This window comes from Enterobacter sp. S-33 (genome assembly GCF_028735835.1).
Lineage (GTDB): Bacteria > Pseudomonadota > Gammaproteobacteria > Enterobacterales > Enterobacteriaceae > Enterobacter > Enterobacter vonholyi.
This window is the reverse complement of the sequence record NZ_CP117838.1, coordinates 3,841,728-3,867,483: the sequence shown is the minus strand read 5'-3', so window position 1 is coordinate 3,867,483 and position 25,756 is coordinate 3,841,728. Positions and strand designations below refer to the sequence as shown.

Genomic DNA, 25,756 nt, shown 5'->3' with positions numbered 1-25,756 from the left:
AATAATGAATCAGACAGAACTTCTTCACGTGAATTTTCCCCATCTGCGGGACCTAAAACCGTTTGATACCGCCCACAGCGCCACGCCGTGGCTGGCGGACAGCGACGCGAAACACAGCCGCAAGCTGTGCGCCTCTGTTGAAGAGGCGGTTAAGCGCTGCGGCCTGCAGGACGGCATGACCATCTCCTTCCACCACGCGTTTCGCGAAGGCGATCGGGTGATCAACACCGTTGTGGCGCTGCTGGCGCGCATGGGCTTCAAAAACCTGACCCTGGCCTCCAGCTCGCTGATGACCTGCAACGACGCGCTGATCGAGCATATCGAAAGCGGCGTCATCACCCGGATTTACACCTCGGGCATGCGCGGCAGGCTGGCAGATGCCATCTCCCACGGCCTGATGGACGAGCCGGTGCAAATCCACTCCCACGGCGGTCGCGTGAAGCTGCTCCAGGACGGCGAGCTGAATATCGACGTGGCGTTTCTCGGCGTGCCGTGCAGCGATGAGTTTGGCAACGCCAACGGGACGCACGGAAAATCGTGCTGCGGCTCGCTGGGCTACGCCATGGTGGACGCGCACTTTGCCCGCAAGGTGGTGCTGCTGACGGAAGAGCTGGTGCCGTTCCCCAATATGCCCGCCAGCCTGGTGCAGGACCAGGTGGACTACATCGTGCAGGTTGAAAGCGTAGGCGACCCGGCGAAAATCAGCGTCGGCGCGGCGCGCGTCACCAGCAACCCGCGCGAGCTGATGATCGCCCGCTATGCGGCGGACGTGATCGAGCATTCCGGCTATTTCAAACCGGGCTTCTCGATGCAGACCGGCTCCGGCGCGGCGGCCACGGCCTGCACCCGCTTTATGGAAGAGAAGATGGAGCGCAGCGGCGTGAAGGCACGCTTTGCGCTCGGCGGCATCACCGGGAGCCTGGTGGACCTGCACGAGAAGGGGCTGATCGAAAAGCTACTCGATACCCAGTGCTTTGACGGCCAGGCGGCGGCTTCGCTGGCGCGCAACCCGAACCACGTGGAGATCTCCACCAACGTCTACGCCAACCCCGGCAGCAAGGCGGCAAGCTGCGACCAGCTCGACGTGGTGATCCTCAGCGCGCTTGAAATCGACGTTGATTTCAACGTCAACGTCATCACCGGCTCCGACGGGGTGATGCGAGGCGCGTCCGGCGGGCACTGCGACGTGGCCGCCGCGGCGAATCTGACCATCGTCGTCGCACCGCTGCTGCGCAGCCGCATTCCCACGGTCGTGAAGCGGGTTACCACGCGCCTCACGCCGGGCGAAAGCATCGACGTGCTGGTCACCGACCACGGCATCGCGGTTAACCCGGCGCGTCCGGAAATCCGCGAGCGGCTGCTGGAAGCCGGGCTGAAGGTTGTGGATATCAACGCGCTGTACGAGCGGGCGATCTCCCTGACCGGCGTCCCTAAACCGATAGAGTTTACCGACAAAATCGTCGGGGTGATCCGCTACCGCGACGGCAGCGTGATCGACACCGTGCGACAGGTGAAGGAGTAAGTATGATTTCAGCGACACCCGTGCGGACGGGTGTCAGCCTGGACGAACTGCTGGCGGCGAAAGAGCGCCGCGCAGCGCGCCAGGCTGACATGCTCGAGCACTATCAACAACCGGTGATTTCCCTCACGCTGGTCACGCCAGGGGAAATCAAGGACAGCCTGCGCTATCGCAATACCATGGGCGTGGCGCTGCAGATGTGCGACCAGCTGCTGTGGGAAAAACGCTGGCAGGTGCTGGACCGCCAGGTTCTATGGCTCCCGACCGGGCCAGAAGCCCTGTGGTGCGTGGCCCATCCGGCGGCGGAAATCAAAGCGCACTGTGCGGATCTGGAGCAGATGCACCCGCTCGGCAGGCTGTGGGATCTGGACGTGATCTGCCCTAAGCACGGCCACGTCGGGCGTCAGTCGCTGGGCGCAAATCTAAGGCGTTGTCTGATCTGCGACGAGCCCGCTCATGCCTGTTCCCGTTCGCGCGCTCATCCTGTGGAGCAGGTGGTTTCCCGCGTGGAGAAAATGATCGATGACTGGTTTGCTCGCGACTAAACCGCGCCCGGTTGACGTGCCTGCGCTTGCCGAAGCGGCGCTGTGGCAGGAGCTGGAGCTGACGCCCAAGCCGGGGCTGGTGGACAAGCTCAATAACGGTTCCCATCGCGATATGGACCATGCGCTGTTCGTTCGCAGCATTATGGCGATTACGCCGTGGTTTACGCGCTTTGCCGAGTTGGGCAGCGCGCATGCGGATAAACCCGCTGGCGAACAGCTAAGGCTTCTCCGCCCGATGGGGATGGCCTGCGAGCAGGCGATGTACGCCGCGACGAACGGAGTGAATACCCACAAGGGCGGGATTTTTGCCCTGGGTTTACTGTGCTTCGCCGCCGGTCGTGTGAAAAAGATCTCCGCAGATAGCCTCTGCTGTGAGGTGAGTAACATCTGCCGCGGGCTGGTGTCGCGGGAGCTGGCCGCACGCAGCGGGCAGGCGACGGCGGGCGAGCGGCAATTTCAGCAGTACGGATTAACCGGGGCGCGCGGCGAGGCTGAGAGCGGCTTTGCGACGGTCCGTAAGGCGCTGGCGCAGTGGAACGGACATTCACTTCACGGCCTGCTGTTACGCCTGATGGCGGTTAATCAGGACAGTAATCTGGTTTCACGCGGCGGCATGGAAGGGCTGCGCTACGTTCAGGGCTATGCGCGGGAATTACTGGCCACTGGCTGGGACAGCGAGGCGTTGTTTAAGATGGATAACGCACTGATTGAACGGAACCTGAGCCCGGGCGGTAGCGCGGATTTGCTGTCGGTGGGTTGGGTGCTGTCTGGAATAAAATAGCCGGGTGGCGGCTTCGCCTTACCCGGCCTACGGTCTTGTTTTGTAGGCCCGGCAAGCGCAGCGCCACCGGGCACAACAATCAATGCGCGATCGGCTGCGCACCGTGCGGCTCGCGCACGTGCTTGTACTTGAACAGCGCGATGAACGCGAAGAACAGCACCAGCGAGTACGCCGCGAAGATCAGCCACACCGGCTGCCAGTTGGTGATGCCGTTAGTGGTGTACATCTCAACCACTTTACCGCTCACCACGCCGCCCAGAATACAGCCGAAGCCATTGGTCATCATCAGGAACATACCCTGCGCGCTGGCGCGGATTTCAGGCTTCACTTCTTTTTCCACAAACACCGAACCGGAGATGTTGAAGAAGTCGAAGGCGCAGCCGTAAACAATCATCGACAGCACCAGCAGCACGGTGCCGAACGGGCTTGGATCGCCGTAGGCGAACAGGCCGAAGCGCAACATCCACGCCGCGATACTGATCAGCATGACGTTCTTGATGCCGTAGCGGCTCAGGAAGAACGGGATGGTCAGGATGAACAGCGTCTCAGAGATCTGAGAGATGGACATCATGACCGACGCATGTTCAACGATAAAGCTGCCGGAGAACAGCGGGTTGTTATCGAAGCTGTGCAGGAAGGTGTTGCCGAACATGTTGGTGATCTGCAGCTCTGCGCCCAGCAGCATGGAGAAGATAAAGAAGATCGCCATGCGTTTGTTTTTGAACAGCGCGAAGGCGTCCAGGCCGAGCATGGTGCTCCAGCTCTGGTTTTTCTGCTGGTTAGAAACCGGAATGGTCGGCAGCGTCAGGGTGAAGATCGCCAGCACCACGGAGAGCGCCGCACCGATATAGAGCTGCATATGGCTCAGTTCGAAGCCCGCGAAGCTCACGCCCCACATCGCCATGATAAAGCCGATGGTGCCCCAGATACGGATTGGCGGGAAATCGGTCACGATATCCATATCCGCAGACTTCAGGCGGTAGTAGGAGATGGTGTTGATCAGCCCAAGCGTTGGCATATAGGCCAGCGAGTTAAGCAGGATCACCATGAACATCGCCCCCGGCGTGGTCACCTGGGCTGCCATAAACAGCGTCCCCGCACCCACCAGATGGCAAAGCATGTACAGCCATTTGGCGCTTAGCCATTTATCCGCCACGATGCCCAGCAGCGTTGGCATGAAGACAGCCGCAATACCGAGCGAGCTGTAGACGGCACCGATTGACGCACCATCGAACTTGAGCGTCACAAACATATAGGAGCCGAGTGTAGTCAGCCAGCTACCCCACAGGCAGAACTGCAGAAACGACAATATTTTAAGCTGCAGCTTAAGGTTCATGTTACTTTCCTCACAAGTGAGCGGGAGATATGTTGTTTTGGGAACATTCAGGGTTGTTATTTGATGCAATTCTATCAGTTGGCAACGATATGTTTTGTTACCTCCCGCAAAAAAATGCAATCCACATTAATTTGCAGTTTGGATTGTGATGCAAATAACATTTTCGTATGGGTGGGTGATGGGGGCGGCCTGATGCCCTCACCCCAAAGGGGAGAGGGCAGGGTGAGTGGCCGTTTTTTAGCGACGACGGTAGTTCTTCTGCGCCGTATTCACCTTATACAGATAGCGACGGGATTCCGCAGACGGGTGGCGGGTGGTGAGGGTAGAGTAGACATCCCCCGGCGCCATGCTGTTGATGATGTTCGCGGCCTGCACTTTGTCATTTGAGAAGACGCGCAGCACGCTGCCCGCGCCGCCGTTATAGGCGGTGATCACCGCATAGCGGCGCGACGTCGGGTTGTCTATGCCGCCGAGGTAGACATTGTTCAGCATCGCCAGATAGGCCGTGCCGGTATCAATGTTGCTCTGCGGGTCGAACAGATAGCTGCGGCTCGGCGTGCCGGATTTACCCTGCGCGCGGAAGACGTCTTTACCGGCGCTGTGCTGCACAACCTGCATCAGCCCCAGGGCATCGGAACGGCTTACCGCATACGGGTTAAACGAGGATTCGGTCTGCATAATCGCCAGGATCAGCGACTCATCCACGCCGTATTTACGCGAGGCCTGACGCACCATGCCCAGATACTTATGCGCACGCTTGTCGAGGTGGTTCGGGACGAGGTTGATGGTGACGCTATAGATGATCTTCAGACCGTTAGAGCGGCTCTTCAGGCGCGTCTGCAGCAGGTAGTCGGCAAATTTCGTGGCGCGGCCTTCCCAGCGGATCGGCTGACCGGTCTGATCGACGACCTGGCCGTACAGGAACGGCTCTTTCGAGATGGTAATATCGTCGGCATCGGAGTAGAGATCGATAGAGCCAGGATCGTCACCCATCAGCAGGGTTTTGATTATCGCCTGACGCAGTCGTGCCGCAGGGTCCGTGCCTGCGATGGTCTCAATCGTGATCGTCCCTTCATCAAAGTTGATGTGGCTACGGGTCAAATAGGCGTCGGTGTACTTAACGTAGTCCTTAGGTCCGGCAATAAGAACTTCGTTAAATCCCCATATGTTCTCGATGTTGTGGGCAAACTGCCCCATCAAAATGTCAAAACCGTTGGTGTCCTTGATCCAGGCTTCGTTGTAATCTTCGCCTTTTTTTGACGAACATGAGACAAGCAACGGCGCAACAAGGGCTAGCGCTAAAAGTTTTTTCATCATTCCGGGAGTGCGTGTTGTGTTTGCTTTAACGGCGGGGTTTCCCCCGCACGCTGTTATTTTTCCGGTGGCGTATAGCCTTCGATGTGCACGTCTTTTCCTTCGAACAGGAAGCTCACCATCTCCTGCTCAAGCAGCTTGCGGTGTTCCGGGTTCATCATGCTGAGTTTCTTCTCGTTGATCAGCATGGTCTGCTTTTTCTGCCACTGTCCCCAGGCTTCTTTGGAGATTTCATTGTAGATGCGTTTACCCAGATCGCCCGGATAAAGCTGGAAATCCTGGCCTTCAGCGTCACGCTGCAGGAAAGTACAAAAAATCGTTCTGGCCATACTTATTCCTCTTTTTCTTGTCGATGCTAAACCATTGCACCGGCACGTAATTGCTGTAACAGGCGCTCCACGGGAGCCGCCAGTCCGACTGATGGCGGTTGCGCTAAGTTATACCAGAGAGCGGTGCCTTCATCCATGCACGAGGCGAAGGAGGACACGGGAAGCCACATCGGCACAATATCCAGATGGAAATGGCTGAAGGTGTGGCGAAACGCGGTCAGCTGCGTCAGGTTATCGGCAGCAATCCCGCGCTTTTTAAGCCATTCACGCAGCAAGTCTTCATCTTCAAACTGTGGGAAGCAGTATAGACCACCCCACAGACCGCTCGGCGGACGCTGGGCGAGGAAGACCTCGTCACCGTGCTGCATCAGCAGCATATAGCCGGTGCGCTCCGGCAGCGTCTGCTTGGGTTTCTTACCCGGATACTGCGCCCATGAATGGTTGGCATACGCCACGCAGAGATTATTCACCGGGCAGAGTTCGCATTTTGGTTTTGAGCGCGTGCAGACCATGGCGCCGAGATCCATCATCGCCTGGTTGAAACGCTCGACGCCGTTAGCCGGAGTAACCGCCTCACTTATTTCCCAAAGACGTTTTTCAACGTCCTTCTTCCCCGGCCAGCCGTCGACGGCATAGCAGCGCGCCAGCACGCGCTTCACGTTGCCGTCGAGGATAGGGAAATGCTTGCCTAAAGACAGGGAGAGAATAGCGCCTGCGGTTGAGCGTCCAACGCCGGGGAGATCGGCCACCTCATCGAAGGTTTCCGGGAACTTCCCGCTGTGGCGCGTGGCGACCTGCTGTGCGGCCTTGTGAAGGTTACGCGCGCGGGCGTAATAGCCAAGACCGGTCCACAGGTGCAGGACCTCGTCCAGCGGCGCGTTGGCCAGATCGGTCACCGTCGGGAAGCGCGCCATAAAACGCTCGAAGTAAGGGATCACCGTGGCGACCTGCGTTTGTTGCAACATCACCTCGGAGAGCCATACTTTGTAAGGCGTTTTTTCAATTTGCCAGGGCAGGGTTTTACGCCCGTATTTGTCGTACCAGTCCAGCACCTGGGCTGAAAATTGAGAGGCTTGCATGGTCATCGATTCGCATAATCAGGGACGCAGATTGCAGCACAGCGTCAATCTGCTGTAAACCGGATCTTTCCCATGCTTGCATAGAAGCCTTAACTTTGGATAATGCCCGTTTCCCGAACATTCTCACAAGCAGACAACTCTTTTATGAAAAACGACGTCATTTCACCGGAATTTGATGAAAACGGTCGCCCGCTGCGCCGTATTCGCAGCTTTGTCCGTCGTCAGGGCCGCCTGACAAAAGGTCAGCAACACGCGCTGGACAACTACTGGCCGGTGATGGGCGTTGAGTTCAGCGAGCAGCCTCTGGATTTTGCCGAGCTGTTTGGCCGCGACGCGTCGGTCACGCTGGAAATTGGCTTCGGTATGGGCGCCTCGCTGGTGACCATGGCGAAAGCGCGCCCGGAGCAGAACTTCCTCGGTATCGAAGTGCATTCGCCGGGCGTGGGCGCGTGTCTGGCAACGGCCCACGAAGAGGGCGTTGAGAACCTGCGCGTGATGTGTCACGACGCGGTGGAAGTGCTGCACAAAATGATTCCTGACAATTCTTTAACCATGGTTCAGCTCTTTTTCCCTGACCCGTGGCACAAAGCGCGTCATAATAAACGCCGTATCGTTCAGGCGCCGTTTGCCGAGCTGGTAAAAAGCAAGCTGAAGCTGGGCGGTGTCTTCCATATGGCGACCGACTGGGAACCGTATGCGGAACATATGCTGGAAGTGATGTCGTCGCTGGACGGCTATAAAAACCAGTCTGCGAGCAACGACTATGTACCGCGTCCGGAATCGCGTCCGGTAACGAAATTTGAACAGCGTGGCCATCGTCTTGGTCACGGTGTATGGGACTTAATGTTCGAGAGGGTGAAATAATGGCAAAGAATCGTAGCCGTCGTCTGCGTAAAAAGATGCACATCGAAGAATTCCAGGAAGTGGGCTTCTCCGTTGCGTGGCGTTTCCCGGAAGGCACCAGCGTTGAGCAGATCGATCAGGACGTGGATGCGTTCATCAACGAGGTGATCGAGCCAAACAAGCTGGCCTTCGACGGTAGCGGCTATCTGGCCTGGGAAGGTCTGATCTGCACTCAGGAAGTGGGTAAATGCACCGAAGAACATCAGGCTCTGGTACGTAAGTGGCTTGAAGACCACAAGCTCGAAGATGTCCGCGTCAGCGAACTTTTCGACGTTTGGTGGGACTAATTAAGCAGTAAGGGGCCAGCATTAGCTGGCCCGTTTTGTCTGAGGGAGTGTTTAAGATGCGCAAAACGTTGCTGGCAGTTGCTTTGATGGCAACCGGATTCACCGCCCATGCGGATTATCAATGTAGCGTCACCCCGCGTGATGACGTGGTGTTAAGCCCGCAAACCGTGCAGGTCAAAGGCGAGAACGGCAATCTGGTGATTACGCCAGAAGGGAACGTCACCTATAACGGAAAGCAGTACAACCTGACTGCCGCACAGCGCGAGCAGGCGAAAGACTACCAGTCCGAATTGCGTACCGCGCTGCCGTGGATTAATGAAGGTGCCCTGACGCGCGTCGAAAAGAGCCGCGTGGCGCTGGATAAGATCATCACCAAAGAGGTGGGGGAGAGCAGCAACATGCGCACCCGCCTGACGAAGCTGGACAAGCAGCTTAAAGAGCAGATGAACCGTATTATCGAGACGCGCTCCGACGGCCTGACGTTCCACTATAAGGCGATCGATCAGGTCCGTGCCGACGGGCAGCAGCTGGTGAACCAGGCGATGGGCGGCATCCTGCAGGACAGCATCAACGAGATGGGCGCCAAAGCGGTGCTGAAAGGCGGCGGTAACCCGCTGCAGGGCGTGCTGGGCAGTCTGGGTGGCCTGCAGACCTCCATTCAGAACGAGTGGAAGAACCAGGAAGATGATTTCCAGCAGTTCGGCAAAGACGTGTGTAAGCGCGTGGTGTCGCTGGAAGACAGCCGTAAGGCGCTGGTGGGGACGCTGAAGTAAGTTCCCCTCACCCTATCCCTCTCCCCAAAGGGGCGAGGGGATGGTTTGCTCCCTCTCCCTTTCAGGGTGTACGGTCCGGGGACATGGTGAACAATTTTTAACATCCTTTACCCATGGTGATCGACTGTCTCTTCAGGTCGATCATCCCCACACTCTGCCAACCTTTCCCTCAGCCGGCAGAACGGGATGCAAAATCCTGAACCAGTCTTCAGGAATCTTCGGCGAGGAACAGCTCAAGAAGGGAGTTTAAGAACAGCTTGCCGTGCTCGGTGATCTGCCAGTATTCCTCACTCTCAGTGAGATACCCCTGCGCCAGCGCTTCGTCAATCTGCGGGCGAATCACCGATTCCGCCAGCCCGGTGTACAGCGCAAACTCCGCGCGCGGCGCGGCTTCCAGCAGACGGAAGCGGTTCATAAAGAACTCAAACGGCTTATCCGCCGCCTCGACGTCGTGCTGGCGCTCCAGGTAGCGGCCTTCCATATACCCGCGCGGGTGGCGGGTTTTGGCAGTACGCAGAATCCGCCCGTCCGGGAAGGTCACCTTGCCGTGCGCGCCGCAGCCAATCCCGAGATAGTCACCAAAACGCCAGTAGTTCAGGTTGTGCTGACACTGGTAGCCCGGCTTTGCATACGCCGACGTTTCGTACTGCTGATAGCCCGCAGCGGTTAAAAGCCTGTGACCCTGCTCGAAGATATCCCACAGCGCGTCGTCATCCGGCAGCACCGGCGGACGCGAGCCAAACAGGGTGTTGGGCTCGATGGTGAGCTGGTACCACGACAGGTGCGGCGGGTTCAGTTCGATCGCCTGGCGCAGGTCGTCCAGCGCCTCTTCCAGCGACTGATCCGGCAGGCCGTGCATCAAATCCAGGTTAAAGCTGCGCAGGCCCAGACCGGTCGCCAGGTATGCCGCGCGCTTCGCCTCTTCTGGGCCGTGAATACGCCCCAGGCGCTTCAGTTTCGGCTCGCTAAAGCTCTGCACGCCGATGGAGATGCGGTTCACGCCCGCGCGCTGATAGTCGACAAAACGGTCGGCCTCAACGGTACCGGGGTTGGCTTCCATCGTGATTTCAGCATCCGCTGCCAGGTTCAGGCGCGCACGCACGCCGTCCAGCAGCGTTTGCATCGCCGGGCCTGACAGCAGGCTCGGCGTACCGCCACCTATGAAAATGGTCTTAACTTCACGTCCCTGTGCGTAAGGTACATCGGCGTCCAGGTCGGCCAGCAGATGCGCAACGTAGTCATCGTGCGGCACTTCGCCCTTCAGCGCGTGCGAGTTGAAATCGCAGTACGGGCATTTCTGCACGCACCACGGGATGTGAATATAAAGACTCAGAGGCGGCAAATTAGCCATTACGCAGTGCTTCCAGTAACAGTTTCAGCGCGCGTCCACGGTGGGATATCGCGCTTTTCTCTTCGCGGGTCAGTTCCGCAGCGGTTTTGCCCTCGGTCGGGACAAAGAAAATCGGATCGTAGCCAAAGCCGCCGTTGCCAGCCGCTTCACGAGTAATCACGCCCGGCCAGCTGCCGTGGCAGACGATCGGAGTAGGGTCTTCCGCGTGACGCATATAGACCAGTACGCAGTGGAACTGCGCGGAGCGCTGTTCGTCCGGTACGTCTTTAAGGGCGACAAGCAGCTTTTCCAGATTCTGCTGGTCGGTGGCGTCAACGCCGGAATAGCGCGCGGAGTAAATCCCCGGTGCGCCGCCGAGAAAATCCACGGCCAGGCCGGAGTCGTCAGCAATCGCGGGCAGGCCGGTAATCTGCGCGGCGTGACGCGCTTTCAGGATCGCGTTTTCGATAAACGTCAGCCCCGTCTCTTCGGCGGAATCCACGCCAAGATCGGTCTGGGCGACCACGTCCAGACCAAAATCATTTAATAGCGAGGCCAGCTCGCGCACTTTACCGGCGTTGCCGGTCGCGAGAACAACTTTCTGCATGGTTTAGTCCTGTTCTTTCAGTGCCGCGACTTCCGTCGGGATAGATTGCGGATTAAGGATTTTTACCTGTTTATGTCGCCCAAGTTCACCTTTTTCAATGATGACCTGGCTTTTGGCGACGCGAAACTGTTTTGCCAGATATTTGGTAAGATGCGCGTTCGCCTGGCCGTCAACCGGCGGGGCGGTGATGGCGACTTTTAACTCGTCGCCATGCAGCCCAACAATACCGTCACGGCTGGCTTTGGGCTGAATATACAGCCGCAAAACCAGCCCGTCAGCGCAGGTGCTTACTGCACTCATAGCGCCATCCACAGCCCCGGCAGCAGCATATTGCCCGTGGACTGCAGCAGCTCAGCGATCCCCATGTTGACCACATAGAGCAGCAGTACCAGGATCATCGGCGAGAAATCAATACCGCCCATCGAAGGCAGCAGGTTGCGAATCGGGCGCAGCAGCGGTTCGGCCAGTTGGATCAGCGCATATTCTACCGGACTACGGCCCTGGCTTACCCAGCTCATGATGGCCATGACCAGCAGCACCCAAAAAATCAGCAGACCGACGGTTTTGATTAAAATCAGGACCGCAGCAATCCAGATAATCGGCTGGAAGGTGATGACCATAAACAGCACGATCGCTTTGATCACGCTAAGAATAAACGCTACCAGCAGAGACGAACTGTCGATGGGACCCATCGCCGGGATAATACGACGCAGCGGTCCGACAACAGGCTGCGTGATTTTCACGACAAACTGCGAGAACGGATTGTAAAAATCACAGCGGGCCCACTGCATCCAGACGCGCAGCAAAAGCGCCATCGTATACAGCTCAAGCACAGTTGAGAGCAGGAAAGTCAACGTCTTCATGGCGTTCCTCAGGTTTCCTTATTATTTTGAGTAGTCGCGCGCACCGAAAATTGCCGTGCCGATGCGCACCATAGTGCTGCCTGCCGCGATGGCGGCTTCCATATCGTCCGACATGCCCAGAGAAAGCGTGTCTACCGTGTAATAGCGCGCTTTAAGCGCCTCAAATGCTACAGCCATTTGCTGTGCCACGGCAAACTGCCTTTCATAACTTGACTCAGGCGCCGGAATTGCCATCAGCCCGCGCAGGGTTAGGCGCGGCAGGGCGGCCACTTCGGCTGCCAGCGCATCCAGCTCGCTCAGCGCAATGCCGGACTTGCTGTTTTCATCGCTGATGTTGATTTGAATCAGCACGTTAAGCGCTTGCATCTCTGACGGACGCTGGTCGTTCAGGCGTGTCGCAATGCGCAGACGGTCAACGGTATGGCACCAGTCAAAGTGCTCCGCCACCAGACGGCTTTTGTTCGACTGCAGTGGACCAATAAAGTGCCACTGCAGATCCGTATTCCCCTGTTCCTGGAAGGAACGAATTTTATCCACGCCTTCCTGGACGTAGTTTTCACCAAACGCGCGTTGGCCTGCGTCAATAGCTTCTGCGATGGCACTCGCAGGCTTGGTTTTGCTGACTGCAAGCAGCGTAATTTCTTCTGAAGCCCGGCCGCAACGCGTTGCGGCGGCTGAGATTTTGTCCCGGACCTGTGCCAGGTTATGCGCAATGTCGTTCATTTTCCGAGGAGTAGTCTATGGATGTGGAAGAAATTGTGGCCCTTAGTGTAAAGCATAACGTCTCCGATCTACACCTGTGCAGTGATTCGCCACCCCGCTGGCGCAGAACGGGCCGCCTTGAACCGGCACCGTTTCCTCCTCCTGACGTCGGGGCGTTGTTAAAAGCGTGGCTCAACGATGAGCAGCAGGGAACATGGTGGGCAAATGGACAGGTGGATTTTGCCGCGACGGTAACGGGAGGCCAGCGTCTGCGCGGGAGTGCCTTTAAGCAGATGAGAGGTGTCTCTTTGACGCTGCGGCTGTTGCCGCGTACCTGTCCGCAGCTCGCTACGCTGGGCGCGCCGCGGGCAATCCCGGAACTGTTATCCAATGACGCCGGGCTGATTCTGGTCACCGGGGCGACCGGCAGCGGCAAATCCACTACGCTGGCGGCGATGGTCGATTTTCTCAACCACCATACTGACGGCCATATCCTCACGCTTGAAGATCCGGTGGAGTTTATCTACCAGAGCGAGCGTTGCCTGATCCAGCAGCGGGAGATTGGCCAGCACAGCCCGTCATTTGCCGACGCGCTGCGCAGCGCCTTACGCCAGGATCCGGACGTTATTTTGCTGGGGGAGCTGCGCGACAGCGAAACGGTCCGCCTGGCGCTAACGGCGGCGGAAACCGGACATCTGGTGCTGGCGACGCTGCATACGCGCGGGGCATCGCAGGCGATTGAACGGCTGGTCGATACGTTCCCGGCGCAGGAGAAAGATCCGGTGCGTAACCAGCTGGCCGGCAGCCTCCGGGCAGTGCTGGCGCAGAAGCTGCTTCCCGATCTGCAGGACGGCCGCGTCGCGCTGTATGAACTGCTGGTGAACACCGCTGCGGCGGCAAATCTTATTCGTGAAGGGAAAACGTGGCAACTGCCCGGCATCATCCAAACCGGTCTGCAGGCAGGAATGCAGAACTTTAACCAGAGCCTGGCGGAGAGACGGGCGCAGGGGCGGCTGTAGGCCCCGTGCTTAAAAGCCCTGTTCGAAATAGCTTTCGAGGATAATCACGGCAGAAGCGGAGTCCACGCTGCCTTTGTTGAGCGCCCGGAAGCCGCCGTGCTCAAACAGACCCGCACGCGCTTCGACGGTGCTAAGACGCTCGTCGTGAAGCTTAACGGAGACGCCAAAGCGGCCATGGATTTTATTGGCGAACTTTCGCGCCCGGGCGGTAAGCGGCTGTTCGGTACCGTCCATGTTCAGCGGCAGCCCAACAATAATGTCATCCGGCTGCCACTCCTTGAGCAGGCGCTCAATGAGATTCCAGTCCGGCGTACCGTCGTTGGCCTTCAGGGCAGTAAGCGGACGCGCGGTACCGGTGATGCGCTGCCCCACGGCGACGCCAATGCTTTTGGTGCCAAAATCGAAGGCCAGAAGCGTTCCGCTCATCAGGCGTGCCCCGCTACGCCAGGCATGGTCAGGATATCAATACCAATCAGCTTCGCCGCGTCACGCCAGCGATCGGCGATGGGGGTTTTAAACAGGATATTCATGTCCGCAGGCGCGGTAAGCCATGCGTTATCGAGGATCTCCTGCTCAAGCTGGCCTTTCTCCCAGGACGAATAGCCTAACGCCACCAGCACTTCAGAAGGCTGCTCTGCGGTACCCAGCGTTTCGAGCACGTCACGCGAGGTGGTGATGACGGTGTTATCCGAAATTCGAATACTGGAAGAGAACACCGGCGGCGTATGCAGGATAAAACCGCGATCTTCTGCAAGAGGTCCGCCCAGCATCACAGGTTTATCAAGCCGTATTTCCGGCAGGCGCTCTTCAGCCGAGATTTTCAGCTTGTCCAGAATTCCTTCAACCTGAAGATTTTCCAGCGGTTTATTAATGATAATACCCATCGCGCCGTCTTCATTGTATTCACAAATATAAACCACGGCGCGGCGAAAAATCGGGTCCTGGAGAGCAGGCATGGCAATAAGAAAGTGATGCTGTAAATTCATTGTCAGAGGTACTGTTTCCTGGTTTAAAAAGCGACAGCGCCCAGTATGGGGACAAACACAGGCGCTGTCACTAATAGTATTGTTAGGTTATTTCTGTAAACGTTTTTCGATAGCGTCCATCAGCATTCCGGTGATCGAAATCGGGAATTCAGCCTCAATTTCACGAATGCAGGTCGGGCTGGTGACGTTCACTTCGGTCAGACGATCGCCGATGATATCCAGGCCAACGAAGATCAGGCCTTTGGCTTTCAGCGTCGGGCCAACGCGGCTGGCAATTTCCCAGTCGCTTTCGGTCAGCGGACGCGGTTCGCCGCGGCCACCGGCGGCCAGATTACCGCGGGTTTCACCACCCTGCGGGATACGCGCCAGGCAGTAAGGAACCGGTTCGCCATCCACGACCAGAACGCGTTTGTCGCCGTCTTTGATCGCCGGAATATAGTTCTGCGCCATGCAGTAACGCGTGCCCAGCTCGGTCAGGGTCTCGGCAATCACGCCAATGTTCGGGTCGCTCTCTTTCACGCGGAAAATCGACGCACCGCCCATGCCGTCCAGCGGCTTCATGATGATGTCGCCGTGCTTCTGCCAGAATTCCTTCAGCTGAGCTTTGCTGCGGGTCACCAGCGTTTCCGGCGTCAGGTCAGAGAACCAGGCGGTGTAGAGCTTCTCGTTGCAGTCGCGCAGGCTCTGCGGCTTGTTGACGATCAGCGTTCCTTTCTCTTCTGCGCGTTCGAGAATATAGGTGCAGTAGATGTATTCAGTGTCGAATGGCGGATCTTTACGCATCAGGATGACGTTGAGATCGGCAAGCGCAATGTCCTGTTCGGTGCCGAATTCGTACCATTTGTCGTAGTTCTGCTCGACGTTAACGATGCGGGTGCGGGCGCGGGCTTCACCGTTGATCAGGTAAAGATCGTTCATCTCCATATAGTGGAGTTCATAGCCGCGACGCTGCGCTTCCAGCAGCATGGCGAAGCTGGAATCTTTCTTGATGTTAATGTTTGCGATGGGGTCCATCACGATGCCGAGCTTGATCATGTTCTTCTCCGTTAATGCTTCAACCCAGATCGCCAAACCGTACCTGTAGCGCGGTAATGGCCGTGAGTGCCGTTGTCTCAGTGCGCAGAACGCGAGGTCCCAACAGAATATCAGTAAACTGGTAACGTGCCGTCATCGCAATTTCGTCCGCCGACAGGCCGCCTTCGGGGCCAATCAGCAGGCGAACGCGCTCAACGGGCAGCGGTAGCGTATTGATGCTGGCGCTGGCGCGCGGATGAAGATTGAGCTTCAGCCCACTGTCCTCTTCTGCACACCATTCCTCCAGATCCATCGCCGGGCGGATCTCCGGAATACGGTTCCGGCCACTCTGTTCGCAAGCAGCAATGGCAATTTTCTGCCACTGCTGGATCTTTTTGTTCAGACGTTCCGCGTCCAGTTTAACGCCACAGCGCTCAGAAAAAAGTGGCGTAATGAGGCTTACACCCAGTTCAATGGATTTCTGAATGGTGAACTCCATTTTCTCACCGCGCGACATGACCTGGCCCAGATGAATGTGCAGCGGTGATTCCCGGTCATCCACTTCACCGCGCAGGACGTTCACGTGTACGCTTTTTTTATCTGCCCGCGTAATTTCGGCGTCGAACACCTGGTTCGAGCCGTCGAACAGCTGGATTGCCTGACCGGCGCCCATGCGCAGCACGCGGCCAACGTGGTTGGCGGCGTCATCAGACAGGGCGATTTCGCGGCCTGCGGTAATCAGTTCAGGGTGGTAAATGCGGGGAATGCGCATAGTCAGAAATTCCATGTGTCATGCGATATAAGCGAATTGCCGTAGTGTAGGTTAGCTCTTTTGCGCCTGGCAAGCCCGCTGGACGTAAGGGTTGTGATTCCCCTGGACTCTGGCGATACGGTCGTCGCGCTGGCATTCCCACTCCGTCACCGGATACTGCTTGTCCCAGGCGTTGAACAGCTGCGTCTGCTGGCGGGAGAGGTTGAGATCGTAACGGTCGCGCATATAGAAGTAGGTACGGGCAATGCTGCCGCGCGCGCGGGCAGGGGGCTCGGCGACTTTCTCTTTAAAATCAATCTTCATACCGCACTGGCCGTACTGGCCTTCGCCACCGTTCCACTGGCTGTACATGAAGTTACCCCGGTCGCCGTTCACTTCGCCCACCGCGGGCTGCAGGTTATGCATGTCGCTTTCCATCTGGCGATAAACCGGGTCTTTGGCGCAGTTTTTACGTCCGCCATCCTGCCAGCACTGGCGCTGGTGGCCAAACTGCCAGGCCGGAACGACATGCTCCCATTCAATACGGCTGGCGCGGTTTTCGTTTTTACGCACCTTGTAGCCGCAGGATTCAAGGTCAACGACCCCTTTTTTACCCTGCCAGTTAATTTTACAGCCGCAGTAGAAATCGCCCGGCACATCGGCGTTCACCTTCACGCCTGCGGCCTTGGCCTGGGAAAAACTGTTGATACCGTCGGCCAGAGCATGGCCTGAGAACGCCGTCGTCAGAAAGGCGACCGCGAGAGAAAAATTACGGGACATCTTACACTCCGTGTCAAAACGAGCCCGCAACGTAACGAATGTTGTTCCTGTATGCAATCAGTCAGATCAGGAAAGTTCCTGAAAGTTCAGATGATTATTCCGCAACCAGCGGCTCGCCGCATTTGACGCAGCGGTAGGTCGCCTCGCCGCGCACCACGCGATTATGGCGACGGACGGTAAGCTGGTGCTGCTGGCACTGACAGCGGTAGGGGAAGGTATTGCGGCGCACCGACTCCAGCTCGAACTGGTGGGTACGGCGCGCCGGAACGCCGAGCACCGCCTCCATCATCCACTTCCACTCTTTTCCGTGGGGGGCGACGCGCCCGAAGTGCTTCCACACCAGCAGATGCGCCAGCTCGTGCGGCACCACTTCATCGATAAACGCCTGCTGGTTTTCCATCATCAGCACCGGGTTAAGGCGGATTTCATACGACTCGAGCCAGGCGGTACCGGCCGAGGTGCCACGCTGCTGGTAAACGAGTTTGGGTTCAGGGTAGTTGCGCCCAAGCTTCAGGTTCGCCTGGGCGAGCTTTTCCCGCAGGCTGCGCATAACGGCCTGCTGAATGGCGATGGGGAGACGGGGTGCTTTCATAGGGGCAGAGCATAAAGCGCGAAGCGGGGAGGTGCAAGAGGCACCTCCCGAGTGAGGATTAGTCGTGGGCGCCGATTTCGCGCAGAGGACGACCTTTCATCAGATTACGTTCAATATGTTCCAGGGACACATGTTTGGTTTCTGGAACCAGCCAGATGGTCAGCACAATAAAGAAGATGTTCAGACCGGCGTAGACCCAGAAGGTGTTCGCGTTGCCCAGGGTATTGAGCATGGTCAGGAACGTTGCGCCGACGATCATGTTGGCAATCCAGTTGGTTGCGGTAGAGCAGGTGATGCCAAAATCACGTCCTTTCAGCGGCTGGATCTCAGAGCACAGCACCCAGATCAGCGGACCGGCGCTCATCGCAAACCCGACGATAAACATCAGCAGCATGCCTACCGCAAAGTACTGGGCGGTTGGGGAGTGAATGCCCACATGCATCATGGTACCGAGGACGCCCATACCGGCCGCCATCACCAGGAAGCCCAGCGTCAGGGTTGGCTTACGTCCCCAGCGGTCCACCAGACCGATGGCGATAAAGGTCGCCAGCACGTTGGTCAGACCCACGATGACGGTCCCCCACATCTGCTCGGTGGTGTTGGTATAACCCGCCAGCTCAAAGATTTTGGGCGCGTAGTACATGATGACGTTCATCCCCGTGAACTGCTGCATCACCTGCAGCAGTACGCCGAGGAAAACGGCGCGACGGAAGTTGCTGTTCTCTTTAAACAGCGCCCAGCCGGACTGTTTGACCTTCAGGCTTTCGCGGATCTCTTCCAGCTCGTTTTTCGCTTCCGCGCTGGTATCGCGCAGGCGCATCAGCACGCGTTCTGCATCGTGGAATCGACGTTTTGCAGCAAACCAGCGAGGGCTGTCCGGCAGGAAGAAGACGCCAATCAGCAGCAGAACCGCAGGGATGATGATCACGCCGAGCATCCAGCGCCATGCGCCGCTGTAGCTAAACGCCGTATCGGAAAGGTACGCGCCCAGGATACCAATGGTGATCATCAGCTGGTACATGGAAATCATACTGCCGCGGATTTTCTCCGGCGCAATTTCAGACAGGTAAAGCGGGGCGGTATAGGACGCCACGCCCACGGCCAGACCAAGCAGCACGCGGGAAACCAGCAGGACCTCAACGTTAGGCGCTGCGGCAGAGAAGAGTGAGCCGGCAACGAACAGGATCGCGCCGATCATCAGGCTCTTTTTACGTCCGAGCTTAAAGGAGAGCCAGCCGCTGCCGACGGCCCCGACGGCCGCGCCAAACATCATTGAGCTAACCACCCACTCCTGGGTGTGAGCGCTGATCTGGAACTCTTCTGTAATGAAAGGTAATGCACCGGCAATCACGCCGATATCCAGGCCAAAAAGTAATCCTGCCAGGGCGGCGAGGAAACAGACGAAGAATGTCATCGCCTTGTTGGACGTACGCCCCTGTTTTTTATTGTCAGGCATTATGCCCTCCAGTTGGGTTATCAGTTTTATTGATGTTAAGGGTAGGTGAGCGACCCACAAAAATATGTGAGATTAATCACATAGGTGTAATCGGTTACACAGCTTTGCAACCGTAAATAAAATTAAAGCTTTGAAAATATAGAGGTAAATGAGGTGATATGCATCGCGAAAGGACACATTTCAGACTTAACTGAAAGGGAATGTAACAGCAGAAGAAAGGCGAACATGCAAAGAGAATATTCTGAAAGCGCATTCGTGTCGGTGCGGTGTAATCGGTTCCAAAGGGTACACCTTTCAGCCGCCATCCGACAAAAAAAGGCCAGCCCGAAGGCTGGCCTTTTAAAAGCGATATCAGTCGATTACTTCAGACCGGCAGCTTCACGCAGCAGAGCGGCTTTGTCGGTTTTTTCCCATGGGAAATGTTCACGACCAAAGTGACCGTATGCAGCGGTTTCTTTATAGATAGGGTGCAGCAGATCCAGCATCTGAATCAGGCCGTATGGACGCAGGTCGAAGAACTCGCGTACCAGCAGCGTCAGCTGTTCTGAAGGCACTTTCTCGGTACCAAAGGTTTCAACCATGATGGAGGTGGGTTCAGCCACGCCGATTGCGTAGGAGACCTGAATCTCACAGCGGTCAGCCAGGCCGGCAGCAACGATGTTTTTCGCCACATAACGTGCCGCGTACGCCGCAGAACGGTCAACTTTAGACGGATCTTTACCGGAGAACGCACCGCCACCGTGACGCGCCATGCCGCCGTAGGTATCAACGATGATTTTACGACCTGTCAGACCGCAGTCACCCATTGGGCCGCCGATAACAAAGCGTCCGGTTGGGTTGATGAAGAATTTGGTCGCAGAGCTCAGCCATTCGGTAGGCAGAACCGGCTTGATGATCTCTTCCATCACTGCTTCCTGCAGGGATTTCTGATCGATTTCTTCGGAATGCTGGGTAGACAGAACCACCGCGTCAATCCCGACGATTTTGCCGTCGTCATACTGGAAGGTGACCTGGCTTTTCGCATCCGGGCGCAGCCACGGCAGGGTGCCGTTTTTACGCACTTCTGCCTGACGCTGCACCAGACGGTGTGCGTAGGTGACCGGTGCAGGCATCAGCACGTCGGTTTCGTTGGTTGCATAGCCGAACATCAGACCCTGGTCGCCCGCGCCCTGTTCCAGCGGATCGGCACGGTCAACGCCCTGGTTGATATCCGGAGACTGTTTGCCAATTGCGCTCAGTACCGCGCAGGAGTTGGCATCAAAACCCATATCAGAATGCACATAGCCGATCTCACGCACCGTGTTACGAGTGATCTCTTCGATATCAACCCATGCGCTGGTGGTGATCTCACCGCCAACCAGAACCATGCCGGTTTTGACATAGGTTTCGCACGCTACGCGCGCTTTAGGATCCTGCGCCAGGATCGCATCCAGCACCGCATCGGAGATTTGGTCAGCAATTTTATCAGGATGTCCTTCTGATACGGACTCGGACGTAAACAGGTGTTTTGCCATGTTTTATTTCACCTAAGAGGAATTTGGTTAGCTCAAGCTGCTGTGTGGAATAGCCAAAGGAGATAATTCTACCAAGGCCTGCAGGTTTTTGACACTGGCAGTATGAGTGTTAATCAGTATAGATGGATTAACATCTGGATGGCTATTTTAGGTCACTTCTTCGCCCGATTTCCAGTTTTTTTTGACTAACCTCTCACTCAGTTGAAATTGCTGCTGGCAATAATTCCTGACGGCCCCGGCAACACGCGCATTTTTGTTTTGCTTTTTAGCCCCCTTCTCGGTATAAAACGCGGCGCGCGGCTCATATAAAATAAGCGCTCGATGAACTCATCGTGTCGCCACTTCCAGCCGGGTTAAGCAGTGAACTTTTAGCTTTGGCTTGGGGTCCGTTTCAGCAGAAGCGGCCGTGGAGGTGATACGAGATAATGAACCATCGTTTTCCGCTAATTCAGCGCAGCCGTTCTGGCGTGCATTTGATTCCCGCAACCCGCATTTTTAGTCTGCAAACCTGCCGATGTTATACCCATCTCGGCGCTTCTCAGGATTCCAGGGCCGGTCACGCTTTGTGAAAACTGAACAAGGGCGCTCTTGTTAATACAAGAGTTTTCTCGTGGTTTCGCCGAACCTTGTCATACAGAGTTCGGATACGTGTTTTACAATGATATGAATAAGAAACCGGTCGCACGGTCTGGATTTCAGCATACTCTGCTGGGAAACGGAGCCGTTTATGGGTTGTTATCGCCGTATAACGCTGCGATAGTAGTCAACTGTTTTACACTTAATACAAAGAGTTGAGGTTCGCTATGTCTGACGACATGTCTTCTTTTTCGCCTTCGTCAGCGGGCGAACAGGGTGTACTACGTTCTATGCAGGAGGTTGCGATGAGCTCCGAGGAAGCCAGCAAGATGCTGCGCACTTACAATATTGCCTGGTGGGGCAATAACTATTACGACGTCAACGAACTGGGCCACATCAGCGTCTGCCCGGATCCGGACGTCCCTGAAGCGCGCGTGGATCTCGCGAAGCTGGTTAAAGCCCGTGAAGCTCAGGGCCAGCGTTTGCCTGCACTGTTCTGCTTCCCGCAGATCCTGCAACATCGCCTGCGTTCGATTAACGCCGCGTTTAAGCGCGCGCGTGAGTCCTACGGTTATAAAGGTGACTACTTCCTGGTTTACCCGATCAAGGTGAACCAGCACCGCCGCGTAATTGAATCTCTGATCCACTCCGGCGAGCCGCTGGGTCTGGAAGCAGGTTCCAAAGCGGAACTGATGGCAGTTCTGGCGCATGCGGGCATGACCCGTTCAGTGATCGTCTGTAACGGCTATAAAGACCGTGAATACATTCGTCTGGCGCTGATTGGCGAGAAGATGGGCCACAAGGTCTATCTGGTTATCGAAAAGATGACCGAAATCGCCATCGTGCTGGAAGAAGCCGAGCGTTTGAACGTGGTGCCACGCCTTGGCGTGCGTGCGCGTCTGGCGTCACAGGGTTCCGGCAAATGGCAGTCCTCCGGCGGCGAAAAATCCAAGTTCGGCCTGGCGGCGAACCAGGTGCTGCAGCTGGTGGAAATCCTGCGCGAGCGCGGTCGTCTGGACAGCATTCAGCTGCTGCACTTCCACCTCGGCTCGCAGATGGCCAACATTCGCGATATTGCGACCGGCGTGCGTGAGTCAGCGCGTTTCTACGTTGAGCTGCATAAGCTTGGCGTAAATATTCAGTGCTTCGACGTGGGCGGCGGCCTGGGCGTGGACTACGAAGGGACCCGCTCGCAGTCTGACTGCTCCGTGAACTACGGCCTGAACGAATACGCGAACAACATCATCTGGGCGATCGGCGATGCCTGTGAAGAGAACGGCCTGCCGCACCCGACGGTGATCACCGAATCCGGTCGCGCGGTCACTGCGCACCATACGGTGCTGGTCTCGAACATCATCGGCGTTGAGCGCAGCGAAACCACCGAAGCGACACCGCCGGCAGACGATGCGCCGCGTTCCCTGCAGAGCATGTGGGAAACCTGGCAGGAGATGCACGAGCCGGGCACGCGTCGTTCCCTGCGCGAATGGCTGCACGACAGCCAGATGGACCTGCACGATATTCACGTGGGCTATTCTTCAGGCACCTTCAGCCTGCAGGAGCGCGCGTGGGCGGAGCAGCTCTATCTGAACATGTGCCATGAAGTGCAGAAACAGCTCGACCCGAGCAACCGCGCGCACCGTCCGATTATCGACGAGCTGCAGGAGCGTATGGCGGATAAGATTTACGTCAACTTCTCGCTGTTCCAGTCGATGCCGGATGCCTGGGGTATCGATCAGCTGTTCCCGGTTCTGCCGCTGGAAGGGCTGAACCACGCCCCGGAACGTCGCGCGGTGCTGCTGGACATTACCTGCGATTCCGACGGTGCTATCGACCACTACGTTGACGGCGACGGCATCGCAACGACAATGCCAATGCCGGAATACGACCCGGAGAACCCGCCGATGCTGGGCTTCTTTATGGTCGGCGCGTATCAGGAGATCCTCGGCAACATGCATAACCTGTTCGGTGATACCGAAGCGGTGGACGTGTTCGTGTTCCCTGACGGCAGCGTGGAAGTTGAGCTGTCCGATGAAGGGGACACCGTGGCAGACATGCTGGAATACGTTCAGCTGGATCCGAAAACCCTGCTGACGCAGTTCCGCGATCAGGTGAAAAACACCGGTCTGGACGACGCGCTCCAGCAGCAGTTCCTGGAAGAGTTTGAAGCGGGTCTGTACGGATATACGTATCTGGAAGACGAGTAGTCGCTGATGCCCGGTGGCGCTGCGCTTACCGGGCCTACGAATGTAGGCCGGATAAGGCGAAGCCGCCATCCGGCAGAATGCTATACTCACTTGAACCCGTATGCATTACCGGCGATAATTCGCCCTAATAAGCGATTTACGAATCAATCCCTTCCTCGTCGGGTTTAACGACGCGGAGGGGATTTTTTTTCATCTGTTTTTAATGTATCGACTTTAAAAGAGGTCAGGACATGAGCACTTTAGGTCATCAGTACGATAACTCTCTGGTATCTAACGCGTTTGGTTTTTTACGCCTTCCGATGAACTTCCAGCCGTACGATAGCGACGCTGACTGGGTGATCACCGGCGTGCCGTTCGATATGGCGACATCTGGCCGCGCGGGTGGTCGTCACGGCCCGGCAGCGATTCGTCAGGTTTCCACTAACCTTGCGTGGGAGCATAACCGCTTCCCGTGGAACTTCGACATGCGCGAGCGCCTGAACGTGGTGGACTGCGGTGACCTGGTGTACGCCTTCGGCGACGCGCGTGAGATGAGCGAAAAGCTGCAGGCCCACGCCGAGAAGCTGCTGGCTGCCGGTAAGCGCATGCTCTCCTTCGGCGGCGACCACTTCGTGACCCTGCCGCTGCTGCGCGCCCACGCGAAGCACTTCGGTAAAATGGCGCTGGTACACTTTGATGCGCATACCGACACCTACGCGAACGGCTGTGAGTTTGACCACGGCACCATGTTCTTTACCGCGCCGAACGAAGGCTTGATCGACCCGAACCACTCAGTGCAGATCGGCATTCGCACCGAGTTCGACAAAGACAACGGCTTCACCGTGCTGGATGCGGGCCAGGTTAACGATCGCGGCGTTGATGACATCATCGCTCAGGTGAAGCAAATCGTGGGTGATATGCCTGTGTATCTGACCTTCGACATCGACTGCCTGGATCCGGCTTTTGCTCCGGGTACCGGTACGCCGGTCATCGGCGGTTTGACCTCAGATCGTGCCATCAAACTGGTGCGCGGCCTGAAGGATCTGAACATTGTTGGGATGGACGTGGTGGAAGTGGCGCCTGCCTATGACCAGTCCGAGATCACTGCGCTTGCCGCAGCGACTCTGGCACTGGAAATGCTCTACATTCAGGCAGCTAAAAAAGGCGAATAAGCCTCGCCTGGCGTGAAAAAAAACCTCTCTATTGAGAGGTTTTTTATTGCCTTTAGAACACGTTAAAAGGGTATTCCACGTAAGCGCGGATCTCGTCCCCGCCCACGTTGTAATCGCTGGCGTTGCTGGAGACGCGCAGGACGGAGTAGCGCAGTTTAAGCTTCAGATCCTTAGCCGGACCATCCTGCACCTGGTACTGGATCTGGTTAAACCACTCGTGCTCTTTGCCGTTGCTGGTTTCAGAGGTTTTGATGTTATCGCCACGCACGTAGGCGGTGGTCCAGCTCAGGCCCGGTAAGCCAAGGCCGCTAAAGTCCAGACCGTAGGAAGCCTGCCATGAACGTTCATCTTCGCCGTTAAAATCTGACCAGTAGGAGTTCGCCAGCCAGATGGTGTTACCGCCGTCACCCACGCCGCCCTTGTCACGATAGCCGCCGTAGTTGTAGCCGGTACTGCCGCTGCTCTGCTGGTACGCCACTTTGAACGTGTGAATATCCCAGATGTAGCTCGCCGCCAGGCTCCAGATAGTGTTGCTGCGGCCCGTGTCGAGGCTGTCCGCGTAACTCTGATCGAGACGGGAGTTATAGCCGTTGAAGTCGAGCACCAGCTGCTGCCCGGTGCTGAACGGCTGCTTGAAGTTCAGGCCCAGATACTGCTTGTTCATCACCTCTTCATTGTGAGAGGCGTAAAGCGCGCCGCTGAACTGGTCGTTAAACTGGTAGCTCGCGCCGCCGAAGGAGAGGCTCTTCAGTCCGCTGTCGTGGCGATCGTCACTTTTACGCTGCTCGTCGGTGAAATAACCAGCGTTGATTTCCAGACCGTCGATCTCTTTTGAGGTCAGCATGGCGCCGGTGTAGCTTTCAAACAGCAGGCGAGAGCTGTCGGCATTGACGATAGGCAATTCAGGACGCTGATTCCCGTAGCTCAGTACGGTTTTCGAGATGCGCATTTTGGCGGTTGCGCCAAACTTTGCCAGATCGGATTTTGCCCGGCCGTCGTCTTCCTGCTTAAAGAAGTCGATGCCGCCTGCGCCGCTTTTGCCGCGACCGCCGTCCAGGCGCACGCCGTATTGAGCAATACCGTCCACACCAAAGCCCACCATCCCTTCGGTATAGCCGGATGCAAACGTGGCGATGATCCCCTGACCCCATTCGGCTTTGTCCTGCTGGCCCTGATGGTAGTCGCGGCTGATATACGCATTGCGGAAAAACAGGTCCAGACGGCTGTCGTCAATAAAACCCTGGCTGTCGGATTGCTGGCTTGCAGCGGCAGGTAATGCGGCAAATAAGCTTAAAGCAACTAATGATAATTCTTTTTTCACGGAGGGAACGTCTCTGTCTGGATA

The 25,756-nt window shown here is 57.0% G+C and carries 29 protein-coding genes; 11 read left to right on the top strand and 18 right to left on the bottom strand.

Translation table 11 applies throughout. The features are described from left to right. Positions 1-4: 4 nt before the first annotated feature. Genes citF through citG form a run of 3 tightly spaced genes read left to right on the top strand, consistent with a single transcriptional unit; the run spans position 5 to position 2,845 of the window. Positions 5-1,522, top strand: coding sequence for a citrate lyase subunit alpha (citF, locus tag PUP35_RS18270; protein WP_274240795.1), 1,518 nt, complete (start codon positions 5-7; stop codon positions 1,520-1,522). 2 nt (positions 1,523-1,524) lie between these two features. Further along, the gene (citX, locus tag PUP35_RS18265) at positions 1,525-2,064 is read left to right on the top strand and encodes a citrate lyase holo-[acyl-carrier protein] synthase (protein WP_115876249.1); all 540 of its coding nucleotides are present in this window, start codon (positions 1,525-1,527) and stop codon (positions 2,062-2,064) included. Then, positions 2,042-2,845 carry a triphosphoribosyl-dephospho-CoA synthase CitG gene (gene citG / locus PUP35_RS18260; protein WP_115876248.1) on the top strand — a complete coding sequence of 268 codons (804 nt, stop codon included), beginning with the start codon at positions 2,042-2,044 and terminating at the stop codon, positions 2,843-2,845. Before citX ends, citG begins: the two co-directional genes overlap by 23 nt. 79 nt (positions 2,846-2,924) lie before the next feature. Here the strand turns inward: citG and PUP35_RS18255 are convergent, their stop codons facing one another. The 4 genes from PUP35_RS18255 to mutY all read right to left on the bottom strand — a co-directional run bounded on the left by PUP35_RS18255 (position 2,925) and on the right by mutY (position 6,903). Continuing rightward, positions 2,925-4,181 (bottom strand): nucleoside permease, encoded by a 1,257-nt coding sequence (locus tag PUP35_RS18255; RefSeq protein ID WP_115876247.1) that lies wholly within the window; start codon positions 4,179-4,181, stop codon positions 2,925-2,927. 237 nt (positions 4,182-4,418) lie between these two features. Further along, positions 4,419-5,495 carry a membrane-bound lytic murein transglycosylase MltC gene (mltC, locus tag PUP35_RS18250; RefSeq protein ID WP_111963230.1) on the bottom strand — a complete coding sequence of 359 codons (1,077 nt, stop codon included), beginning with the start codon at positions 5,493-5,495 and terminating at the stop codon, positions 4,419-4,421. Positions 5,496-5,551: 56 nt separating this feature from the next. Next, the gene (locus PUP35_RS18245; RefSeq protein ID WP_023309138.1) at positions 5,552-5,824 is read right to left on the bottom strand and encodes an oxidative damage protection protein; all 273 of its coding nucleotides are present in this window, start codon (positions 5,822-5,824) and stop codon (positions 5,552-5,554) included. Positions 5,825-5,850: 26 nt separating this feature from the next. Next, positions 5,851-6,903, bottom strand: a complete 1,053-nt coding sequence (gene mutY, locus PUP35_RS18240) for an A/G-specific adenine glycosylase (protein WP_181574011.1) — start codon at positions 6,901-6,903, stop codon at positions 5,851-5,853. Positions 6,904-7,047: 144 nt separating this feature from the next. Between mutY and trmB the strand changes: the two genes are divergently transcribed. Genes trmB through PUP35_RS18225 form a run of 3 tightly spaced genes read left to right on the top strand, consistent with a single transcriptional unit; the run spans position 7,048 to position 8,866 of the window. Beyond that, positions 7,048-7,767, top strand: coding sequence for a tRNA (guanosine(46)-N7)-methyltransferase TrmB (gene trmB / locus PUP35_RS18235; protein ID WP_127732277.1), 720 nt, complete (start codon positions 7,048-7,050; stop codon positions 7,765-7,767). Then, positions 7,767-8,093: a YggL family protein gene (locus PUP35_RS18230; protein ID WP_003862421.1), complete on the top strand. Its 327-nt coding sequence runs from the start codon at positions 7,767-7,769 to the stop codon at positions 8,091-8,093. The genes trmB and PUP35_RS18230 overlap by 1 nt, the downstream gene beginning before the upstream one ends. Positions 8,094-8,149: 56 nt before the next feature. Next, on the top strand, positions 8,150-8,866 hold the full coding sequence (locus PUP35_RS18225; protein ID WP_008499762.1) for a DUF2884 domain-containing protein: 717 nt from the start codon (positions 8,150-8,152) through the stop codon (positions 8,864-8,866). A gap of 208 nt (positions 8,867-9,074) precedes the next feature. Here the strand turns inward: PUP35_RS18225 and hemW are convergent, their stop codons facing one another. From hemW to PUP35_RS18200, 5 genes are read right to left on the bottom strand one after another with little or no spacing between them, the layout of a single operon-like run. Further along, positions 9,075-10,217 (bottom strand): radical SAM family heme chaperone HemW, encoded by a 1,143-nt coding sequence (gene hemW, locus PUP35_RS18220; RefSeq protein WP_274240782.1) that lies wholly within the window; start codon positions 10,215-10,217, stop codon positions 9,075-9,077. Continuing rightward, entirely contained in the window at positions 10,210-10,803 is a 594-nt protein-coding gene (locus PUP35_RS18215) for an XTP/dITP diphosphatase (RefSeq protein WP_136195092.1), read from the bottom strand. The genes hemW and PUP35_RS18215 overlap by 8 nt, the downstream gene beginning before the upstream one ends. A 3-nt stretch (positions 10,804-10,806) precedes the next feature. Continuing rightward, entirely contained in the window at positions 10,807-11,103 is a 297-nt protein-coding gene (gene yggU / locus PUP35_RS18210) for a DUF167 family protein YggU (RefSeq protein WP_023309131.1), read from the bottom strand. Beyond that, the gene (locus PUP35_RS18205; RefSeq protein WP_111963226.1) at positions 11,100-11,666 is read right to left on the bottom strand and encodes a YggT family protein; all 567 of its coding nucleotides are present in this window, start codon (positions 11,664-11,666) and stop codon (positions 11,100-11,102) included. Before PUP35_RS18205 ends, yggU begins: the two co-directional genes overlap by 4 nt. 21 nt (positions 11,667-11,687) lie before the next feature. Then, positions 11,688-12,389: a YggS family pyridoxal phosphate-dependent enzyme gene (locus PUP35_RS18200; RefSeq protein WP_274240781.1), complete on the bottom strand. Its 702-nt coding sequence runs from the start codon at positions 12,387-12,389 to the stop codon at positions 11,688-11,690. Between the two features lie 17 nt (positions 12,390-12,406). Between PUP35_RS18200 and PUP35_RS18195 the strand changes: the two genes are divergently transcribed. Continuing rightward, positions 12,407-13,387, top strand: a complete 981-nt coding sequence (locus PUP35_RS18195; protein ID WP_274240780.1) for a type IV pilus twitching motility protein PilT — start codon at positions 12,407-12,409, stop codon at positions 13,385-13,387. Between the two features lie 9 nt (positions 13,388-13,396). On the opposite strand, the gene ruvX is transcribed toward PUP35_RS18195, so the two are convergent. From ruvX to metK, 8 genes are all read right to left on the bottom strand, one after another. Continuing rightward, a complete protein-coding gene (ruvX, locus tag PUP35_RS18190) occupies positions 13,397-13,813 on the bottom strand; it encodes a Holliday junction resolvase RuvX (RefSeq protein WP_127732267.1) in 417 nt (138 codons plus the stop codon). Beyond that, entirely contained in the window at positions 13,813-14,373 is a 561-nt protein-coding gene (locus PUP35_RS18185) for a YqgE/AlgH family protein (RefSeq protein WP_020883695.1), read from the bottom strand. The genes ruvX and PUP35_RS18185 overlap by 1 nt, the downstream gene beginning before the upstream one ends. Before the next feature lie 87 nt (positions 14,374-14,460). Beyond that, complete coding sequence (gshB, locus tag PUP35_RS18180; protein ID WP_274240779.1) at positions 14,461-15,408, bottom strand: glutathione synthase; 948 nt, start codon at positions 15,406-15,408, stop codon at positions 14,461-14,463. A gap of 19 nt (positions 15,409-15,427) precedes the next feature. After that, positions 15,428-16,159: a 16S rRNA (uracil(1498)-N(3))-methyltransferase gene (gene rsmE / locus PUP35_RS18175; RefSeq protein WP_021242075.1), complete on the bottom strand. Its 732-nt coding sequence runs from the start codon at positions 16,157-16,159 to the stop codon at positions 15,428-15,430. 51 nt (positions 16,160-16,210) lie between these two features. Next, positions 16,211-16,918, bottom strand: a complete 708-nt coding sequence (endA, locus tag PUP35_RS18170; protein WP_274240778.1) for a deoxyribonuclease I — start codon at positions 16,916-16,918, stop codon at positions 16,211-16,213. 94 nt (positions 16,919-17,012) lie between these two features. Next, the gene (locus tag PUP35_RS18165; protein ID WP_021242073.1) at positions 17,013-17,510 is read right to left on the bottom strand and encodes a SprT family zinc-dependent metalloprotease; all 498 of its coding nucleotides are present in this window, start codon (positions 17,508-17,510) and stop codon (positions 17,013-17,015) included. 58 nt (positions 17,511-17,568) lie between these two features. After that, positions 17,569-18,966: a galactose/proton symporter gene (gene galP / locus PUP35_RS18160; protein ID WP_111963220.1), complete on the bottom strand. Its 1,398-nt coding sequence runs from the start codon at positions 18,964-18,966 to the stop codon at positions 17,569-17,571. 359 nt (positions 18,967-19,325) lie between these two features. Continuing rightward, the gene (metK, locus tag PUP35_RS18155) at positions 19,326-20,480 is read right to left on the bottom strand and encodes a methionine adenosyltransferase (RefSeq protein ID WP_014885184.1); all 1,155 of its coding nucleotides are present in this window, start codon (positions 20,478-20,480) and stop codon (positions 19,326-19,328) included. 425 nt (positions 20,481-20,905) lie between these two features. Here metK and PUP35_RS22055 point away from each other — a divergent pair, with 425 nt between their 5' ends. From PUP35_RS22055 to speB, 4 genes are all read left to right on the top strand, one after another. Next, positions 20,906-21,049, top strand: a complete 144-nt coding sequence (locus PUP35_RS22055; RefSeq protein ID WP_441315739.1) for a hypothetical protein — start codon at positions 20,906-20,908, stop codon at positions 21,047-21,049. Positions 21,050-21,143: 94 nt separating this feature from the next. Then, positions 21,144-21,275 (top strand): acid stress response protein YqgB, encoded by a 132-nt coding sequence (yqgB, locus tag PUP35_RS18145; protein WP_127312443.1) that lies wholly within the window; start codon positions 21,144-21,146, stop codon positions 21,273-21,275. A gap of 8 nt (positions 21,276-21,283) precedes the next feature. Continuing rightward, positions 21,284-23,260, top strand: a complete 1,977-nt coding sequence (gene speA, locus PUP35_RS18140) for a biosynthetic arginine decarboxylase (protein ID WP_008499744.1) — start codon at positions 21,284-21,286, stop codon at positions 23,258-23,260. A gap of 230 nt (positions 23,261-23,490) precedes the next feature. Next, entirely contained in the window at positions 23,491-24,411 is a 921-nt protein-coding gene (gene speB, locus PUP35_RS18135; protein WP_014071686.1) for an agmatinase, read from the top strand. A gap of 52 nt (positions 24,412-24,463) precedes the next feature. Here the strand turns inward: speB and PUP35_RS18130 are convergent, their stop codons facing one another. After that, a complete protein-coding gene (locus PUP35_RS18130; RefSeq protein WP_274240777.1) occupies positions 24,464-25,732 on the bottom strand; it encodes an OprD family outer membrane porin in 1,269 nt (422 codons plus the stop codon). Positions 25,733-25,756 lie beyond the last annotated feature (24 nt).